Annotated in this window: 17 protein-coding genes and 2 riboswitches; of the genes, 14 read left to right on the top strand and 3 right to left on the bottom strand. The window is 38.9% G+C overall.

From position 1 onward, the window contains the following. The first annotated feature begins 50 nt into the window (after nucleotides 1-50). Both ACFX4G_RS18905 and ACFX4G_RS18900 read left to right on the top strand, forming a co-directional pair. On the top strand, nucleotides 51-1,754 hold the full coding sequence (locus ACFX4G_RS18905; RefSeq protein WP_237074972.1) for an NAD-dependent malic enzyme: 1,704 nt from the start codon (nucleotides 51-53) through the stop codon (nucleotides 1,752-1,754). An 11-nt stretch (nucleotides 1,755-1,765) separates the two neighbouring features. Further along, nucleotides 1,766-2,722 carry an AEC family transporter gene (locus ACFX4G_RS18900; RefSeq protein ID WP_043982913.1) on the top strand — a complete coding sequence of 319 codons (957 nt, stop codon included), beginning with the start codon at nucleotides 1,766-1,768 and terminating at the stop codon, nucleotides 2,720-2,722. 45 nt (nucleotides 2,723-2,767) lie between these two features. On the opposite strand, the gene ACFX4G_RS18895 is transcribed toward ACFX4G_RS18900, so the two are convergent. Beyond that, nucleotides 2,768-3,946, bottom strand: coding sequence for an NAD(P)/FAD-dependent oxidoreductase (locus tag ACFX4G_RS18895; RefSeq protein ID WP_013057328.1), 1,179 nt, complete (start codon nucleotides 3,944-3,946; stop codon nucleotides 2,768-2,770). Nucleotides 3,947-3,979: 33 nt separating this feature from the next. Beyond that, nucleotides 3,980-4,432: a DUF1641 domain-containing protein gene (locus ACFX4G_RS18890; protein ID WP_013057327.1), complete on the bottom strand. Its 453-nt coding sequence runs from the start codon at nucleotides 4,430-4,432 to the stop codon at nucleotides 3,980-3,982. Between the two features lie 429 nt (nucleotides 4,433-4,861). Between ACFX4G_RS18890 and ACFX4G_RS18885 the strand changes: the two genes are divergently transcribed. From ACFX4G_RS18885 to ACFX4G_RS18865, 5 genes are all read left to right on the top strand, one after another. Further along, nucleotides 4,862-5,278: a hypothetical protein gene (locus ACFX4G_RS18885; RefSeq protein WP_043982911.1), complete on the top strand. Its 417-nt coding sequence runs from the start codon at nucleotides 4,862-4,864 to the stop codon at nucleotides 5,276-5,278. Then, entirely contained in the window at nucleotides 5,275-6,558 is a 1,284-nt protein-coding gene (locus tag ACFX4G_RS18880; RefSeq protein ID WP_025751686.1) for an ammonium transporter, read from the top strand. The genes ACFX4G_RS18885 and ACFX4G_RS18880 overlap by 4 nt, the downstream gene beginning before the upstream one ends. 133 nt (nucleotides 6,559-6,691) lie before the next feature. Continuing rightward, the gene (locus tag ACFX4G_RS18875; RefSeq protein WP_013057324.1) at nucleotides 6,692-6,889 is read left to right on the top strand and encodes an IDEAL domain-containing protein; all 198 of its coding nucleotides are present in this window, start codon (nucleotides 6,692-6,694) and stop codon (nucleotides 6,887-6,889) included. 186 nt (nucleotides 6,890-7,075) lie between these two features. Then, nucleotides 7,076-8,233, top strand: coding sequence for a hypothetical protein (locus tag ACFX4G_RS18870; RefSeq protein ID WP_377576139.1), 1,158 nt, complete (start codon nucleotides 7,076-7,078; stop codon nucleotides 8,231-8,233). Nucleotides 8,234-8,247: 14 nt separating this feature from the next. Further along, on the top strand, nucleotides 8,248-8,625 hold the full coding sequence (locus tag ACFX4G_RS18865) for a hypothetical protein (protein ID WP_043982905.1): 378 nt from the start codon (nucleotides 8,248-8,250) through the stop codon (nucleotides 8,623-8,625). A 39-nt stretch (nucleotides 8,626-8,664) separates the two neighbouring features. On the opposite strand, the gene brnQ is transcribed toward ACFX4G_RS18865, so the two are convergent. After that, nucleotides 8,665-10,020 carry a branched-chain amino acid transport system II carrier protein gene (gene brnQ / locus ACFX4G_RS18860; RefSeq protein ID WP_034651532.1) on the bottom strand — a complete coding sequence of 452 codons (1,356 nt, stop codon included), beginning with the start codon at nucleotides 10,018-10,020 and terminating at the stop codon, nucleotides 8,665-8,667. A 386-nt stretch (nucleotides 10,021-10,406) separates the two neighbouring features. Here brnQ and ACFX4G_RS18855 point away from each other — a divergent pair, with 386 nt between their 5' ends. The 7 genes from ACFX4G_RS18855 (at nucleotide 10,407) to cobK (ending at nucleotide 17,769) form a co-directional block, all read left to right on the top strand. Next, nucleotides 10,407-11,678, top strand: a complete 1,272-nt coding sequence (locus ACFX4G_RS18855; RefSeq protein WP_014459829.1) for a cation:dicarboxylate symporter family transporter — start codon at nucleotides 10,407-10,409, stop codon at nucleotides 11,676-11,678. Between the two features lie 109 nt (nucleotides 11,679-11,787). Further along, the gene (locus ACFX4G_RS18850; RefSeq protein ID WP_377576136.1) at nucleotides 11,788-12,825 is read left to right on the top strand and encodes a M42 family metallopeptidase; all 1,038 of its coding nucleotides are present in this window, start codon (nucleotides 11,788-11,790) and stop codon (nucleotides 12,823-12,825) included. A gap of 350 nt (nucleotides 12,826-13,175) precedes the next feature. Next, entirely contained in the window at nucleotides 13,176-13,334 is a 159-nt protein-coding gene (locus tag ACFX4G_RS18845; protein WP_013057318.1) for a hypothetical protein, read from the top strand. 146 nt (nucleotides 13,335-13,480) lie between these two features. Next, a riboswitch (cobalamin riboswitch) is annotated at nucleotides 13,481-13,659 on the top strand. 118 nt (nucleotides 13,660-13,777) lie between these two features. Continuing rightward, nucleotides 13,778-13,957: riboswitch (cobalamin riboswitch) on the top strand. Nucleotides 13,958-14,058: 101 nt separating this feature from the next. After that, complete coding sequence (locus ACFX4G_RS18840; RefSeq protein ID WP_043982900.1) at nucleotides 14,059-14,439, top strand: (2Fe-2S) ferredoxin domain-containing protein; 381 nt, start codon at nucleotides 14,059-14,061, stop codon at nucleotides 14,437-14,439. 13 nt (nucleotides 14,440-14,452) lie between these two features. Further along, nucleotides 14,453-16,075, top strand: a complete 1,623-nt coding sequence (cobJ, locus tag ACFX4G_RS18835; protein WP_377576134.1) for a precorrin-3B C(17)-methyltransferase — start codon at nucleotides 14,453-14,455, stop codon at nucleotides 16,073-16,075. Between the two features lie 18 nt (nucleotides 16,076-16,093). Then, on the top strand, nucleotides 16,094-17,005 hold the full coding sequence (locus ACFX4G_RS18830; protein ID WP_075421809.1) for a sirohydrochlorin chelatase: 912 nt from the start codon (nucleotides 16,094-16,096) through the stop codon (nucleotides 17,003-17,005). Continuing rightward, nucleotides 17,002-17,769 carry a precorrin-6A reductase gene (cobK, locus tag ACFX4G_RS18825; RefSeq protein ID WP_377576132.1) on the top strand — a complete coding sequence of 256 codons (768 nt, stop codon included), beginning with the start codon at nucleotides 17,002-17,004 and terminating at the stop codon, nucleotides 17,767-17,769. The genes ACFX4G_RS18830 and cobK overlap by 4 nt, the downstream gene beginning before the upstream one ends.

Here is a 17,769-nt window from a genome sequence, read left to right as displayed (position 1 = left end):
TCTTTGCTGAACCTAACCCTATCTAATTGTTCAAGAAAAGAGGTAAAAACATGAGAGCATATAAAGTAGAAAAAGATGGGTCAATTTCAACTTCACTAAAAGGAAAATCAGTTTTATCTACTTCTTATTTAAATAAAGGTTCTGCTTTTACTGAAGAAGAAAGAGAAGAGCTTCATCTGCAGGGACTTCTCCCTCCAACGGTTTTAACGTTAGAAGAACAGGCAAAAAGAGCATATGAACAGTTCAAAAAAGCACCGAATGATCTTCAAAAAAATAATTCGTTGAATGATCTACATAACCGGAACGTTGTCTTATTTTATCGTTTATTAACCGATCATTTAAGTGAAATGCTTCCCATTATTTACACACCTACTGTAGGTCAATCCATCCAAGAATACAGCCATGAATACCATCGACCTGACGGACTATATTTATCCGTAAATGAAGCGGATCGATTAAGTGATGCGATTGAAAACTTAGGACTCGACGGCGAAGATATTGATTTGCTTGTTGTAACGGATTCAGAAAGTATTTTAGGAATTGGGGACTGGGGTGTAGGAGGAATAAATATTGCCGTTGGAAAGTTAGCGGTCTACACAGCTGCAGCGGGAATTGACCCAAGCCGCGTACTGCCTGTTGTTCTTGACATGGGAACCAATAACAAAAAGCTTCTTGAAGATCCTTTGTATTTAGGAAATCGTCATGAACGAGTAAAAGGAGAAGACTATAATCGTTTTATTGCTCAATTTGTAAAAGAAATAACGACCAAGTTTCCTAAAGCGCTTCTTCATTGGGAGGATCTTGGGAATATTAACGCGCGTCACATTATGAAAGAATACGGCGATAAAATTTTAACGTTTAATGATGATATTCAAGGAACCGGAGTAATTACTCTTGCAGCCGTTTTAACAGCGGTGCGCATTACAGGAACGCCCCTAAAAGATCAGAGGGTTGTTGTATTTGGACCGGGATCTGCTGGAATCGGGAATGCTGATCGTATTCATAGTTCGATGATGCTTGAAGGGCTGTCTGAAGAAGAAGCATATGATCGTTTTTGGGCATATGATTACAGAGGTCTGTTAACCGAAGATATGGAAGATTTAGCTCCTTTTCAACAGCCATATGTTCGCCAAAATGAAGAGATTAAAGAATGGGAAAAAGACGATGAAAATAAAATTTCACTGTTGGAGCTTGTTAAGCAAGTGAAGCCAACGATTTTAATTGGAACGTCAGGCGTCACGGATGCTTTTACTGAAAAAATTATTAAAGAAATGGCAAAGCATGTAGAGCGCCCGGTGATTATGCCGCTTTCAAACCCAACTAAACTTGCTGAAGCTGTTCCGGAAAATATTATAAAATGGACGGAAGGAAAAGCCCTTATTGCAACGGGAAGTCCATTTGAACCCGTTGAATATAACGGGCACACTTATGAAATCGGACAGGCTAATAATGCGTTTGTGTTTCCGGGTCTTGGTTTAGGTGCAATTGTCGTTCGCGCTCAAAAGTTTACTGAATCTATGTTTGCAGAAGCAGCCAATGCAGTAGCGCGTATAGCAGAAACAGATACAAAAGGAGATACGCTTCTTCCCAACATTAAAGATCTTCAAAAAGTATCAAAGGCGGTTGCTGTAGCAGTTGCTGATGCTGCTGTAAAAGATAACGTAGCAACTGTTACGGAGCAAAATGTAAATAAACTTGTAGAAGCAGCGGTATGGCAGCCTGCTTATAAACCGGTTAAGGCAAAAAATGAATGAGGTGATGATAAATGAGCATAGGTCAAATTTTTCTCATTCTCGCGCCTATCTTTTTTGTCATTTTGCTTGGTTATTTAGCAGGGCACTTTAAAAAATTTGATAAGCAAACGTCTAAGGGGCTCAACACATTAGTAACGAAGTTTGCGCTTCCTGCACACTTATTTGTAGGTGTAACGACAACCCCAAGAAAAACACTCATAGACGAATGGCCGTTTTTAGTAACGCTGATTTTAGGAATCGTCGGGTTTTACCTCATTATATTGCTCGTCGTGAAGTATGCAGGGAAGCATACGTTAACTTCTTCTTCTATGTTTGCCCTAAACTCAGCTCAGCCAACGTTTGCTTTTATGGGCATTCCAGTACTCGGAGGATTGTTCGGTGCAGGCGCCGTAGCGATTCCAATTGCCATAACAGGCATCGTAGTAAACGCGATTTTAGATCCGCTGGCAACGATTTTAGGAACCGTTGGACAACGGGGGCGAAAAGAAGGGGAAGAGAAAACAAGTTTATTCAAAGTAACGGTTCATTCCATTTTGCATGGTTTATCTGAGCCTTTGGCATGTGTACCGTTAATTGGAGTGATTTTAACGCTTTGCGGCTTTCAGTCACCTAAACTTTTACAGGATATGCTTGATCAAATCGGAAGTATCACATCGGGAGCAGCTTTGTTTGCGGTAGGAGTAACGATTGGAATTGGAAAAATTAACTTCAGTAAAGGTGCGCTTGGGATCGCTGTCTTAAAAGTAGCGGTTCAACCCATCGTTATGCTCGGAATTGCAGTATGGATAGGATTATCTTCAGATGAAGTGACAAAAGCTATTTTGCTGGTAGCTTTTCCTGGGTCTGCTGTAGCTGCGATGATTGCTTTGCGGTTTGAAAGCTTGGAAAATGAAACGGCGTCTGCTTTTGTCATTAGTGCTATTTTATCGTTGATTACGCTGCCGCTTCTTATTTCTTGGCTTATGTAAATAAAAAAACGAAAGAGGAGAATTCCTCTTTCGTTTTAAGACGGATTAATAAGCTAATGCAAATAATCCTTTGATATGAGATAAGTAACGAACGTTACTTGCTTCTTTCATAAGTGATGCTGGTAAACCTTTTAATTGCGTTTTGTTTCCGCCGATTGTACCAATTGCATCTTTGCGTCCAAGACTTCCTAGTGTACCAGAGAAGACAGGAACGAATGATTCCATTGCTCCGCCGCGAATAGCTACTGCTAAGTTCACGCCTACAACTTCACCCATTTGCCAAGCTAATTGAGCAGTAGGTGGGTAAGGGCGACCTTCTGGACCCATTACAACCGCTGAGTCACCAGCAAGGAATACATCTTTATGAGATGTAGATTGTAAGAATTCATTTACAAGTGCACGACCGCGGTTTACTTCGATACCTGAGTTAGCAACTACAGAGTTACCTTGAACTCCGCCAGTCCATACCATTGTTTTTGTTTCAATTTTGCTGCCGTCTTTAAGTTCAACAGTTGTAGCATCCATTTTTGTTACAGGTGTACCAGTAACAAATGTAACGCCACGTTTTGTTAAGCTTGATTGAGCGCGCTCTACTAATTCAGCAGGGAAGCCTGGAAGAACTGTAGGAGCTGCTTCTACACAGTATAGAGAAATTTCTTTCGGATCAACACCGTGTTTTAGACATAGGCTTGGCATTAAGTCAGCGTATTCACCAACAAGTTCGATACCTGTTAATCCGCCACCACCAACTACGATTGTACCGTCAGCTTTATTTTTTGTTTTGCTGTATTCAGCGATACAAGCTTCTACGTGTGCACGTAAACGGTTTGCATCATTTACTGATTTAAGAACGAAGCTGTGCTCTTCTAAACCAGGGATACCGAAGTAAGCAGTTTCACTACCTAAAGCTGTAACAAGGTAGTCGTAGCTTAATTTTGTACCATCTTCAAGAGATACTTCACGTTGATCTGGTGAGATTTCTTTTACCGTTGCAATTTTTAAATCAACGTTGTAGTTTTTAAGTAATTTATCAAGTGGTAAAGCTACCGCTTGTTCAGAAACGCCGCCTACAGCTAGACGGTGTAATTCTGTAATGATTTGGTGAGTAGCAAAACGGTTCACTACTGTAATTTTTGCTTCATCCGCACTTAGGTGTTGGCGAGCTGTCATTGCAGTTAATAAACCACCGTAACCGCCGCCTAAAATTAAAATATGTTTTGACATAGTCGATCCTCCGTCCACACTTTTTAATGAAAATTATTTTTGTTTTTCGTTTGTAATGTCTAAATACGCTTGTGCAAAGCGGAATAGTTTTTGAGCTTGTGGATCTTTAAGCATGCGTAATAAACCGAATAAACCGATTGAATTAGAAGCATTTGCTTCTGCACGATCGTTTGCTTCGATTGCAGTAGCTGCAAGACCTTTTACTGTTCCTTCTACCGGCTCGATAAATTCTTTTACTCCACCAAGTAGATCTTCTTTTAATACGTCGTCAGTTAATAATGATTGCGCAACGTCGTAAGTTTTTGTAAGCACCGTTACCATTTCAGATAATTTTGGTAAATTATCTACAAGAACAGTAAGAGCTTCTTGTACTTCAGGCTTTAACAATTGATCTAACACATCCGCTTGACCTTTGTTAACTGCCGCTTCTGTTTGTACAGCAGCATTTTCCTCTGCAGCTGATTTTTGAATAGTTGATTGAGACATGAAAAGTCCTCCTTTGCTGGATACTGTTGCATATGTAGTTCCTAGTTATCTGCTAGACTTTCAAACTACATTGTGAAGTTGTGAAATCTTGCACATAATTCTATTTTAATTTTAATACGAGATAAAATCAACTCATTTCGTTGAAAAAATAAGTGAAGAACCTCGTAACCCTTTGTTTAATAAAAGTTTATAAGAAATAAAGCCAATAATTGCCTAGGTAAATAAAATTAAAATAGGGAACTAACATGATTCCTCTTCCTACGATAAAACAAATAACGTCATATTTCAACACATACGAACTTAATATTCTATAAGTAGTAAAAAGATAGGGCGCATTTACTATTTAAAGAGTTTTCAAAAAATTACATTGACTTACTATAGCGTTCTACATATAATCAGAATATAACATCTTATGTAAGGAGATATAACATGGTTATAGTGGATGAACTTTATCATAATGTGATCATTACATTGCCTCAATTAAAATTAATTGAATTTATAATGAAGTTAAAAGAAGCTAAAGCACAAGAAATAGAAGATATAAAAACGAAAATTAGTAAATACGAAGAGAAGAAACGTGCTGAAGAAGCTTGGTATCAATCACTATCACCGTTTCGTAAATTTTTTACCGGGCGTCCTTTAAGTCAGCATCAAGCGGTCGAGTATATGGTATACGTAAAGGAACGCTTTAAAAAAATTGATCACCTTAAAGCACAAATGCGAGAACTTCATGAAGTTCTTGAATTAATAAAAGCGGAAAATGAAGAAACAAGTGAAATTACGCTTTCGCCTGCTATTGTACAAGAAATAAAACGATTAAAAAGCAGTGGAGGCGTTGGGATATGAGTGTTAATGAACTAAGTTTAGGGATAAATACAACGTGGGTCGTGTTAACAGCGGCGATGATTTTGTTAATGGAAGGCGGCTTTGCCTTGTTAGAGGCAGGTTTTGTCCGCTATAAAAATAGCGTGAATATTATTATGAAAGTATTCGCTGATATTACAATAGGAACGCTTTGTTTCTATTTAATTGGTTTTGGATTAATGTACGGTGATGATTTAGGTGGAGTTGTTGGTAAAAGCGGTTTTGCGCTCTCGGGTAATTTATCGCACCTTGACATTCCAATTGGACTTGAAACGTTTTGGCTGTTTCAATGTGCGTTTGTTATTGCGGTCATTTCTATCGTTTCTGGAGCGGTAGCAGAACGAATTAATTTCCGCGCATATCTTTTATATGCGATTTTGATGACTACATTTATTTATCCTATAGCCGGCCACTGGATTTGGGGAGGCGGATGGATTAGTAAGTTAGGGATGCTTGATTTTGCCGGTTCGGCAGTTATCCATGCTCTTGGCGGTTTTTCAGCTTTAGCAGCTGCAATAATGATTGGACCGAGGAAAGGGAAGTTCACGAAAAATGGAATCAGTTCTGTTTCTCTTCCAAGCAATTTGCCGCTTGCATCAGTGGGTGCTTTTTTATTATGGTTTGGATGGTTCGGGTTTAATGCAGGAAGTACGCTAAGTGCCACTGACGTTAGAATTGGTCACATTGCTATTGTCACAATGTTATCAGCAGCAGCAGGCGGAGCAGCTACTTTATTTTATACTTTATTTCGCTACAACCGTTCAGATGCACCTTCTGTAATAAATGGATCGCTTGCCGGACTGGTTGGCATTACGGCCGGGTGCGCTTTTGTTAACACACCATCTGCTATTTTTATTGGAGCTGTATCTGGCTTATTAATGATGGCAGCTACAAACTGGCTCGAAGCACGTCAAATCGACGATCCTGTAGGAGCTTTTCCTGTACACGCTGCTTCGGGAATATGGGGTACGTTGGCTGTAGGCTTGTTTTCTACAGACGGCGGTGTGTTTACCGGAGGAGGCTGGACGTTACTTGGCGTTCAACTTCTTGGGTTAATCGCTCTATGCGCTTGGGGATTTGTTACGACGTGGATAGGGTTAAAGGTTATTTCCTTGGTGGTTCCGCTTCGATCTACGGAAGAAGAAGAAGAAGTGGGCTTAGATATCAGCTACCACGGTATCATGGCAGCTCATCAGGCTCCTGAATTTATTGAATATGAAAACTACTATGCGGAAGTAAAAGAAAAAGCCGCAGATTCGTAATAAAAGGCCGCGCTTTATAACAAAAGGGCGGCCTTTTTATATGAAAAAAATAGATTTAAAATACTTGGTTTAAATGATTGAAAAGTCAGAATATTTGTGTTATATTATAAAAAAGCCAAGGAGTTGATTTCTTATGAAAAAGAATTTACTTAATTCACCGCAAAAATCCAACGGAAAGGTGCTTGATGCATTATTCGCTGAGATGATTTTAGACAAGGCGATTGCAGAATTTCGTAAAGCACAGCTAAAAGAAGAAATCGACCGCACGCTATTGATGAAAAATAAAGAAGAGTTTTTGAAACTCTCATCAGAACTTAAACAAATTTCTTAATTACTTACTATACTTCACACACCATCTATTTTTAGGTGGTGTGTTTTATTTTTGAGACCTACTAAAAGGGATTAATTAGTAATAATTATGAATATATTCCTATTTAAAACTTTATTTACATTAATTGTATTGACTTCTTTTATGGATTTTTTTAACATAAACAAGAATTAAAGAGGAGGGGTTTGGTTGGGACATCTATTATTAGTAGATAGCTTGATTGCGGGTATTGTTTGCATTGTGTTAGGAATTTTATTTAGAGCTCATAAAACAAGCAAATTTTTGTATGGCATAGGGATTGTATTTGGTCTTATTTTTGTCATTGGGACGGTCACTCATTCTCCATCTAATACAGAAACTTCATCAGTTACAGCTGAGAAAGTAGAAGCAAATCAAAAAGACAGTAAAGACACATCAGAACTTAAAGCTCTCGTTACTAAGGGAATGACAGATAAGGAATTTCAAAAAGAAAAAGAGAAAGCCGCTTTTCAACAGTCAGACTTAATTGCGTTAGGTAACGGAGAAGTCGGATATGTGATCAAAGCTGAAGACGGTTACGTTGTAGCTGATACGAATGGCGAAACCATTTCAAGCGTTGAAACGTTTAAAACGGCTGATGAAGTAGAACAGTATGAATTAAATGAAGTTAAAAAAGTACATAAAGATGTAAGGACAGTTGATGCTCATTATACAGCTTCAGATTTAGAAAGCTTAGAAGATTTTGATCAAAAAATTAATGAAGTGCTGAAGCGCGTTAATCTTACAAAAAAGGAGTTTAATGAACTAAAATTAAAGGATGTTAAAACATTAACTTCTCATGAAATAGAAGTAATGAAGGCTATACGTGACTCTGTTTCACCCCTTACAAAAGATACGCTGCTGCAAAAAACGATCCCTGCTAAAGATATTGAAAAGTATGTAGATGGATCTTATACAGCAGTGGGAGGATATGTAGCTAAAGCTGAAGATGTTCATGATATTACTTCGTACAAAGATTTTGTTGAAAGCTTACGTTTAGATTACACCGATGGTTCAGGCAAAAGGCCGTTTCCTGAAGAAGGATCGACATACGGCGTAATCAAATTCAAATCGCAAGCGGTAAGCCATGTTGATATTCCCTACGGGACTGTGTTCGGAGGAAAAACAACAGACGGACCTCCATGTACGCTTAATGGGTTTACAGGATCTCGAAACGGGGAAACCGTTCCAGAGTTCAAATTTGATAACTATTATCCACCAGCAAACGGAGCGGAACTATACCAAGTGGTAAATGGGGAAGAAGTACTTTTAGCTACCTATGTGGTAGAAGAAAAACGATTTGTGCCAGCGGTTGCTAATCCAATGTAAAGGACTGGTTTTTTGTGATTCGAAAAGGTTTGTATGCAGCATATAATGAACGAGATTACGAATGTTATGAAACGGAAAACGGGTGTGTAAAGCTGATTAGCTATGATAAAGGCGATGTAGCAAATGGATTCATTCCATACAATGACACTACTTTCACAAAAGAAGTTCCTCGTGATGCTGTTGAAGAAGTGTTTTTTGTAGCTCCGTATGCTACTTATCAAAATGAAACGTTTGGTGTGTCAGATGCTTCTGATCGTCGAGTGCTTTTGACCACATCTGAAAAAGAAAAAGCTGATAAATATCATTTTCAACGAACGGATAAATATCTATACGAAAAACATGTGTTAAAAGAAGAAGTAAAGTTAATGGAGAAAAAAACTCCTTATTCATAAGACCCCATAATAAAAAGAGGATGCACTCGCATCCTCTTTTTATTTAATCAATTTTCTTGAAGTGTTTCTGTTCGTATTATCATTTGTACGAAGGAAGGTAATGCCAAGACCGATTAATCCTCCTACGATAGCAGGAACTACCCAGCCGAGACCCACTCCATACATAGGTAGAATGGATGTAAACAGATCGTTTACTGCCGCAATTTTGAATCCAGCAGCATTTAAGCCATCAAATAAACTAACGATAAACGTGAACAGAAGGCTTACTTGGTAAACTTCAGAACGTCCTTTAAATAAAGGATGTAAGAATGTTAAAGCAATTAACACAATAGCTAACGGATAAATAGCTGTTAAGACGGGAACCGAAATAGCGATTAATTCCGTTAAACCAAAGTTTGCTACAACGGCGCTGAATGCTGATAAAATGACAGCAATCAACTTATAAGAAACCCTTGGAAACAGCTTATGGAAGAAAGATGAACAAGATGTTACAAGGCCTACACTTGTTGTTAAACAAGCAACGGTAATCATCAGACCTAAAAGAATTCCTCCGTAAGAGCCGAAGTAGTAATTTGATACTTCAGCCAAAACCGTACCTCCATTATCAAGACGTCCAAGCTCTGATACGCTTGAAGCACCCATATAAGACAATGCACTATAAATAAGAGCTAAAATAACGGCAGCGATAGCCGTAGCTTTTGCACAAATTGTGATGATTTGTCGGTTGGTTTTTGCTCCTTTTTCTTTAATTGCATTAATAATAATAATTCCAAAAACAAATGATGCTAGGGTATCCATTGTTAAGTAGCCTTCTTGGAAGCCTTTAAAAAATGAGTGTGTTGTATAAGCTTCGCTTGGTGCTTCAAATTTTCCAATTGGGTTCACAACGGCTACAACTACCAATATTCCAATAAACGTTAATTTAATAGGTGTTAAAACTTTTCCTACTAAATCGACAATTTTCGCAGGATTTAGCGAAAAAAAGCAGGTAATAGTAAAGAAAATTACCGTGAAAATGATAAGGGGAAGATGCCCTGGATTTTCTGATAAAAAAGGCTTAACGCCAATTTCGAACGAAACGCTTCCCGTTCTTGGCATCGCAAAAAGCGGTCCGATTGCCAAGTATAAAATCGTAGTAAAGATAATACCGAACGCTGGGTGTACGCGACTAGCTAAAGACTGCAAATCCTCTTTTCCGGAAAAACCAAATGCGAGAACGCCTAGAAGAGGCAGACCTACACCCGTTACTAAAAATCCAGCGTTTGCTGACCAAATATTGCTTCCAGCAGACTGACCTAACATTGCAGGGAAGATTAAATTACCTGCGCCGAAGAATAGGGCAAAAAGCATAAAGCCAATAACCACTATAAATGAAAAAGGAACTTTGTTTGACACGTTAAAACCTCCAAAATTATAAATGCTTTTTATTATCGCGTTGAATAATTAAAATTTTCAGAATTTTATATTCGAATAATAAAAATAAACATGTATCGTATTATACTAACCTAAAATGCATATTTCAATATAAAATTTTATTTTTTTAATTTATTCGCTGAAATAGCAAAAATAGAAAAATACTTAGCAAAAAAATCTCAATATACAACAATTATTTGATATGATAAAACAGAACCGTGGCTTTTAAAAATTCGCATGTGCGGCCTTACATCCTTTTAGTAAAGAACTGTTTACATAAGGTGCTGTAAGGATGTATATTTATACACGGTTCGCGGAACCGCATATGCTCGATGGATGAAAGTCAACTGTGCGAAAGGAGCAAGAAAGTGAAAAGGTTAGGTCTAGCAACTCAGATTCTAATTGGACTGATTTTAGGCGTAGCTGTAGGTGCTATTTTTTATGGAAGCGATACAGCCATTTCTATTTTACAGCCGGTTGGAGACATATTTATTCATTTAATTAAGATGATTGTCGTACCGATTGTGATTTCAGCATTAATCGTAGCGGTCGCAGGAGTAGGCGATATCAAAAAATTAGGTAAGCTTGGCGGAAAAACAATTCTTTATTTTGAAATTGTTACAACCATTGCTATTGTAGTGGGGATTATTGCCGCGAACTTATTCCACCCTGGTGCAGGGGTTGATATGGGACATATTGAAAAAAGCGATATTTCTCAATATGAGGCAACGGCAAAAACGTCTGAAAGTACAGGCATTGCTCAAGAGCTTCTTCATATTGTTCCAACAAACGTCTTTCAATCGGTAGCAGAGGGCGATCTTTTACCAATCATTTTATTTTCCGTACTGTTTGGTGTAGGCGTAGCTTCGATTGGAGAGAGAGGAAAACCTGTTTTAGCCTTTTTTGAAGGCGTCTTGGATGCAATGTTTTGGGTAACTAATTTGGTGATGAAATTTGCTCCAGTAGGTGTATTTGCACTTATTGGTGTTAATATTATAAAGTTTGGTGTCGGATCACTTATTCCATTAGGAAAATTAGTGTTCGCCGTTTACTTCACCATGATTTTCTTTGTGCTTGTGGTTCTTGGAATTATTGCTAAAATGGCTGGAACAAGCATGTTTACGCTGATAAAAGTGTTAAAAGACGAGCTGCTTCTTGCTTTTACAACGGCAAGTTCAGAAGCCGTTTTACCATCTCTTATCAAAAAGATGGAAGACTTCGGTTGTTCTAAATCGGTTACATCGTTTGTTATTCCAACAGGCTACACGTTTAACTTAGATGGTTCAACCATTTATCAGGCGCTGGCATCGCTGTTTATTGCTCAAATGTACGGCATCGACCTTTCCATTATGGATCAAATTCAGCTCCTTCTTGTGCTAATGTTAACCTCAAAAGGAATGGCTGGTGTACCGGGAGCATCGTTTGTAGTTGTACTTGCTACACTTGAATCTATGGGCTTCCCTCTTGAAGGCATGGCATTTATTGCAGGAATTGACCGCATTCTTGATATGATGCGTACCACAGTTAACGTAGTAGGAAATGCTTTAGCTGCAATTGTGATGTCAAAGTCTGAAGGCGAATTTGATAAGCAAAAATCATTAAATTATACAAATGAATTAAAGAAATCAAACATAGCTTAAAACAAAACAAGCCGGGCAGCTGCCCGGCTTGTTTTGTTTGGAGCTGACTATTATCTTTTTTGAAACATATGGTAAAATAAAAGAAATGAGAGACAAAGGAAGTGTCATAATGACGGAAACTGTTCAGTTAATTAAAAAGCTTGTTTCGATTCCCAGTCCTTCTGGAAATACAGAAAAGGTAATTTCATTTGTCGAAGACTATATAAAAAAGCTAAATATTCAAACGTATCGCAATCGAAAAGGAGGCTTAGTCGCTACTATTCCCGGTAAAGATACAGATCACCACCGCATGCTGACGGCTCATGTCGATACTTTGGGTGCTATGGTAAAAGAAATCAAACCGAGTGGACGTCTGAAAATCGACTTGATTGGAGGGTTTCGCTACAATTCTATTGAAGGAGAATATTGTGAAATTGAAACTTCATCAGGAGAAGTATTTACAGGAACCATCCTTATGCATCAAACATCCGTTCATGTGTATAAAGATGCAGGTAAAGCTGAGCGAAATCAAGAAAATATAGAAATTCGATTGGATGAAAAAGTACATAGCGCAGAAGATGTTCGCAGCCTTGGAATTGAAGTAGGCGACTTTGTTTCGTTTGATCCTCGTGTAGAAATAACAAAAAGCGGTTTTATTAAATCTCGTCATCTCGATGATAAAGCAAGCGTAGCTTTATTGCTTCAGCTCATAAAAACAATTCAAGAAGAACAGATCGAACTGCCATACACTACGCATTTTCTCATTTCAAATAATGAAGAAATTGGATACGGAGGGAATTCGAACATTACGCCTCAAACAGTAGAATACTTAGCGGTTGATATGGGTGCTATGGGAGATGGACAATCTACCGATGAATACACCGTGTCTATTTGTGTAAAAGATTCAAGCGGCCCATATCATTACGGTTTGAGAAAGCATTTGGTGGAGCTAGCTAAGCAGCATGATATTCAGTACAAATTAGATATTTATCCGTTTTACGGATCAGATGCTTCTGCTGCTATTCGTGCCGGACACGATATCGTACACGGCTTAATTGGTCCAGGAATTGATTCTTCTCATGCGTTTGAGAGAACGCATCAAGATTCATTAAACCATACGTATAAGCTTCTTTATCACTATGTGCAATCGAACATGGTTCTGCTTTAAGAAAGCAATATTTAATTAGTGTATTTTTATGCAAAATAAAGAGCAGGATGAGATTGTGATGTCTGTACTTTCCTTTCCTAAAAAAGAAGCCGGCTGTCCGGCTTCTTTTTTTAATAAATACTATATATTTTTTACTGGTGAAGCAACAGTTGGTTAAAAAAGCACCTTTTTAAAGAGGTATAATATTGCTTAAACCTTTTGTACATTTTGTTCATTTACAGAAGTTAAAATGTTTTTAAATTTTTAAAAGTTTCTTGTGACAAGTTTTGTAGAATGGGTTTTCAAAAGGAAATGGTTTCGGCATAATGTGGATATAGCGATCACTACAATAATCGGAGGCGAATCTTTTCATGTGGGTACTGACGGTATATGCTGGAAAAGAAATGAAAATGTTTGAATTTGAAACTGAAAAGCAGGCGAGAGAAGCTTTTGCCAAAACAAATGGCTGTAAAGTTCTTTCAGAAGTGGTGTATTATAATGATCCTCATTTAACATTAGTAGCTATATAATGAAAAAACAAGAGCTGACTTTATGCTCTTGTTTTTTTATAGGTGCTTGTATCTTCCGAAAAGAATAGAGTTGAAATAAAAAAAAATGTACGCTATGATATGGTAGTTACTTCTATTATTCTGATAGTTTAAAAGGTTCATATATATCAAACAGCAACAGTAAAGATGCCAAGAAGGCTTAATAGGGAAACTGGTGAAAGACCAGTACTGCCCCCGCAACTGTAAGTGTGGACGAACGAGTATAACCACTGTGAAAAAATCACGGGAAGGTTCTCAAGTAGAATGATACACAAGTCAGGAGACCTGTCTTTATTGTGAAGTTTCTATTTCTCCGGGGAGCGGGAAGGGAAACGTTGGCTTAAAGTGGCATTCGTGTACACTCTTATTCTGACGTTTTACCCGCTCGCATATTAGCGAAGCGGGTTTTTCTCGTATCGAAAAACTACATATCGTGCAAAAAAGGTGCGCAATGTTCACATTGCGTTAAATGGGAAGTCTGGTGTGAAGCCAGCGCGGTACCCGCCACTGTGAAGAGGAGCTGATTGCATATGCCACTGTATTTGGGAAGGCGCAATCAAGTGATGAATCGAAGTCAGGAAACCAGCCTTTTTCTAATGCGAAGCTTACCCTACGGGATATAGGTGGAAGTGCAAAAACTTAGTTTGAATTTTCTGCGCCTCTATCATTGATAGAGGCGCTTTTTTTAGTAAAGGAGCGAATGAGTGTGACGACGTGGAACTTAAACGGAACAAAACATCACGTATTGATTTGTAATGGAAGCAGCTGTATGAGAAAAGGTGGAGAAGAAGCCACACAAGCTATTCGAAATAAAGTGACGGAACTGGATTTGGATGAAACGGTTCATACAACGCGTACGCGCTGTAACGGACGATGCAAAGATGCTCCTGTAGCTATCGTCTATCCTTCAGGAGATTGGTACAAGCAGGTCACTGAAACCGTGGCTCACCGGATTGTCGAAGAGCATTTAGCAGGAGGCTGCAGTGTAAAGGAATCGCTTATTTATGAATATGATCAAAATGGTTTCGTTTCTCCGGAAAACAGTGACTCCATAGAAGGAATTGACAAAGTAAAAAGTAACGCATAAAGGAGGAGCTAGCATGAAAGGTAAACTGTTAGTTATTGGATTTGGGCCGGGGAGCTTTGAACATATTACACAGCGAGCAAGAGAAGCCATTCAAGAAAGTGATATGATCATCGGTTACAAAACCTATGTGGAATTAATTCAAGGACTGTTAACGAATCAGCAAATTATTAGTACGGGAATGACCGAAGAAGTAAGCCGTGCACAGGAAGCTGTAAAGCAAGCCGAAGCAGGAAAAACCGTAGCTGTCATTTCGAGCGGAGATGCAGGAGTATACGGAATGGCAGGCCTTGTATATGAAGTGTTGATTGAAAAAGGCTGGAAAAAAGAAACGGGCGTAGAGCTGGAAGTAATTCCTGGCATTTCGGCTATCAATTCATGCGCATCTCTCCTTGGAGCGCCCGTGATGCACGATGCTTGTACGATTAGTTTAAGTGACCACCTTACGCCGTGGGATCTAATCGAAAAAAGAATTGAAGCAGCTGCACAAGCAGATTTTGTAGTGGCTTTTTACAACCCAAAGAGCGGAAGACGAACAAGACAAATTGTTGAAGCGCAAAGGATTCTATTAAAGTACCGTTCTCCTGATACGCCTGTTGGTCTTGTGAAAAGCGCTTATCGTGACCGTGAAGAAATCGTAATGACTAACTTAAAAGACATGTTAAACCATGAAATAGGCATGCTGACTACCGTTGTTGTCGGAAATTCATCTACGTTCTTTTACGACGATTTAATGATTACACCACGCGGGTATCAGCGGAAATATACCCTCAACCAAACGGAGCAGCCGCTAAGACCGCATCAGCGACTTCGAAAAGAAGCAGAACCATGGGCTCTCGATCAAGAAGAGACTGTAGAGCAAACAGCTTCAGCAATTGAAGCAGTTCAGACCAAACCAGAAGAAACAGCAACTTCACGAGCTCTTGCAGAAGAAGCGCTTCAAGCAATTTTAGGTGAAACCACTTCTGGGGTCGTACACCAGCCAATACAGTCAATTTTCGAAGTCGCGGTTAGTCCAGGACTTGCCAATAAGAAATTCACGCCTGTTCAAATGACAACACTAGCAGAAGTTGTTGGTGAAAAAGGTACGATGGAGTATACACCTGACCATCAAATCAAACTTCAAATTCCAACAGCCCAGCCAGATGTGATTATTAAAAAGCTCCAAGCAGCTTCCTTTTTACTATCTCCGGTCGGAGACGTGTTCACAATTAAAGCGTGTGATTTTTGTGATGGAGAAAAAAGCGATGCTATTCCACATACGGAAGAATTACAAAAACGCCTCGGGGGAATGGACATGCCAAAAGAGCTGAAGCTTGGTATTAATGGATGCGGTATGGCCTGTTATGGCGCAGTTCAAGAAGATATCGGCATTGTCTATAGAAAAGGTGCGTTTGATTTATTTTTAGGAGCTAAAACGGTTGGACGAAATGCGCATTCAGGTCAAATTGTGGCGGAAGGCATAGCACCCGATGACATTGTTGAAATAGTGGAGAACATTGTCCATGAATATAAAGAAAAAGGTCATCCTAATGAGCGATTTCATAAATTCTTTAAGCGTGTGAAGAACGTTTATGGATTCGACTATCAAGATATAACACCAAAAATAAAAGTAGAACCAGCTCCGTGTGGAGATTAAAAAATGGGAGGGCATTATATGAAATCAGTTTTATTTGTCGGTCATGGAAGCAGAGATCCTGAAGGGAACGATCAAATTCGCGAATTTATTTCGACTATGAAGCATGATTGGGACGCATCTATCTTAATAGAAACGTGTTTTCTAGAATTTGAACGCCCAAATGTAAGTCAAGGCATTGATACATGTGTGGCAAAAGGAGCAAAAGATGTAGTTGTAATTCCAATTATGCTCTTGCCTGCTGGCCACTCTAAAATACATATTCCGGCGGCTATAGATGAAGCTAAGGAAAAATATCCACACGTAAACTTCGTATACGGACGTCCCATTGGCGTTCATGAAGAAGCCCTTGAAATTTTAAAAACGAGATTACAAGAATCAGGAGAGAATTTAGAAACTCCAGCTGAAGACACGGCTGTTATCGTCTTAGGGCGAGGGGGAAGTGATCCTGATGCAAACAGTGATTTATATAAAATTACGCGCCTTCTTTGGGAAAAAACAAATTATAAAATCGTTGAAACTTCTTTTATGGGCGTGACCGCTCCACTGATTGATGAAGGCGTGGAGCGATGTTTGAAATTGGGCGCTAAAAAAGTGGTTATTCTCCCGTATTTCTTATTTACAGGAGTATTAATTAAGCGATTAGAAGAAATGGTGAAGCAGTATAAAATGCAGCATGAAAACATTGAGTTTAAGCTCGCCGGCTATTTCGGTTTTCACCCAAAACTGCAGACAATTTTAAAAGAACGTGCTGAAGAAGGATTAGAAGGTGAAGTGAAAATGAACTGCGATACGTGTCAATATCGCCTTGGCATTATGGAGCATATTGATCACCATCATCATCACGATCATGACCATGATCACGGACACCATCACCACGATCACCATCATGACCACGATCATCATGAAGATAAGGTCGGCGAGCTAAAATGATTTTATTGTTAGCCGGAACTAGCGATGCACGTGCATTAGCCGTGCAAGTGAAAAAAGCAGGTCATGAGGTTACGGCAACGGTTGTAACCGAAAACGCAGCTATCGAATTACAGCGTGCAGAAGTGAAAGTGAAAATTGGACGTCTCACAAAAGAAGATATGATGGATTTTGTAAACGAACATCGTGTAAAAGCTATTGTGGATGCAAGTCATCCTTTTGCAGAAGAAGCATCTAAAAATGCTATCGGCGCGGCTGCTGAAACAGCGATTCCTTACATACGCTATGAGCGGGCTTCGCAGGCTTTTACCTATGATAATATGACAATGGTTTCTACGTATGAAGAAGCAGCAGAAGTAGCAGCTGAGAAAAAAGGAGTTATTATGCTGACAACAGGCAGCAAAACGCTGCAGGTTTTTACAGAAAAGCTGCTTCCTCTTTCAGATGTACGGCTTGTTGCTCGTATGCTTCCAAGGCTGGATAATATGGAAAAGTGCCAGCAATTGGGATTTTCGCAAAAAAATATTATTGCTATTCAAGGGCCGTTTACAAAAGAGTTTGATCGAGCGCTGTATAAGCAATACGGAGTGACGGTCATGGTCACAAAAGAAAGCGGAAAAGTTGGATCTGTGGATGAAAAAGTGGAAGCAGCTAAAGAGTTAGGCTTAGATATTATTATGATTGGGCGACCGGAAATTGAGTATGGAACCGTGTATTCCACTTTTGAAGAAGTGGTTCATGCTTTAGTAAACCAAAATAGGAGTTGA

It is taken from the genome of Priestia sp. YIM B13486, from assembly GCF_042787865.1.
Lineage (GTDB): Bacteria > Bacillota > Bacilli > Bacillales > Bacillaceae_H > Priestia > Priestia megaterium.
This window is presented reverse-complemented; position numbering and strand designations above follow the sequence as displayed.

Bases quoted from the DNA above. Each gene is read 5' to 3' on its own strand.
- ACFX4G_RS18880 (WP_025751686.1), top strand. From the start codon at position 5,275: ATGAGTGTTAATGAACTAAGTTTAGGGATAAATACAACGTGGGTCGTG.
- ACFX4G_RS18895 (WP_013057328.1), bottom strand. From the start codon at position 3,946: ATGTCAAAACATATTTTAATTTTAGGCGGCGGTTACGGTGGTTTATTA.
- ACFX4G_RS18875 (WP_013057324.1), top strand. From the start codon at position 6,692: ATGAAAAAGAATTTACTTAATTCACCGCAAAAATCCAACGGAAAGGTG.
- ACFX4G_RS18885 (WP_043982911.1), top strand. From the start codon at position 4,862: ATGGTTATAGTGGATGAACTTTATCATAATGTGATCATTACATTGCCT.
- ACFX4G_RS18845 (WP_013057318.1), top strand. From the start codon at position 13,176: ATGTGGGTACTGACGGTATATGCTGGAAAAGAAATGAAAATGTTTGAA.
- ACFX4G_RS18905 (WP_237074972.1), top strand. From the start codon at position 51: ATGAGAGCATATAAAGTAGAAAAAGATGGGTCAATTTCAACTTCACTA.
- ACFX4G_RS18900 (WP_043982913.1), top strand. From the start codon at position 1,766: ATGAGCATAGGTCAAATTTTTCTCATTCTCGCGCCTATCTTTTTTGTC.
- ACFX4G_RS18890 (WP_013057327.1), bottom strand. From the start codon at position 4,432: ATGTCTCAATCAACTATTCAAAAATCAGCTGCAGAGGAAAATGCTGCT.
- cobJ (WP_377576134.1), top strand. From the start codon at position 14,453: ATGAAAGGTAAACTGTTAGTTATTGGATTTGGGCCGGGGAGCTTTGAA.
- cobK (WP_377576132.1), top strand. From the start codon at position 17,002: ATGATTTTATTGTTAGCCGGAACTAGCGATGCACGTGCATTAGCCGTG.
- ACFX4G_RS18850 (WP_377576136.1), top strand. From the start codon at position 11,788: ATGACGGAAACTGTTCAGTTAATTAAAAAGCTTGTTTCGATTCCCAGT.
- ACFX4G_RS18830 (WP_075421809.1), top strand. From the start codon at position 16,094: ATGAAATCAGTTTTATTTGTCGGTCATGGAAGCAGAGATCCTGAAGGG.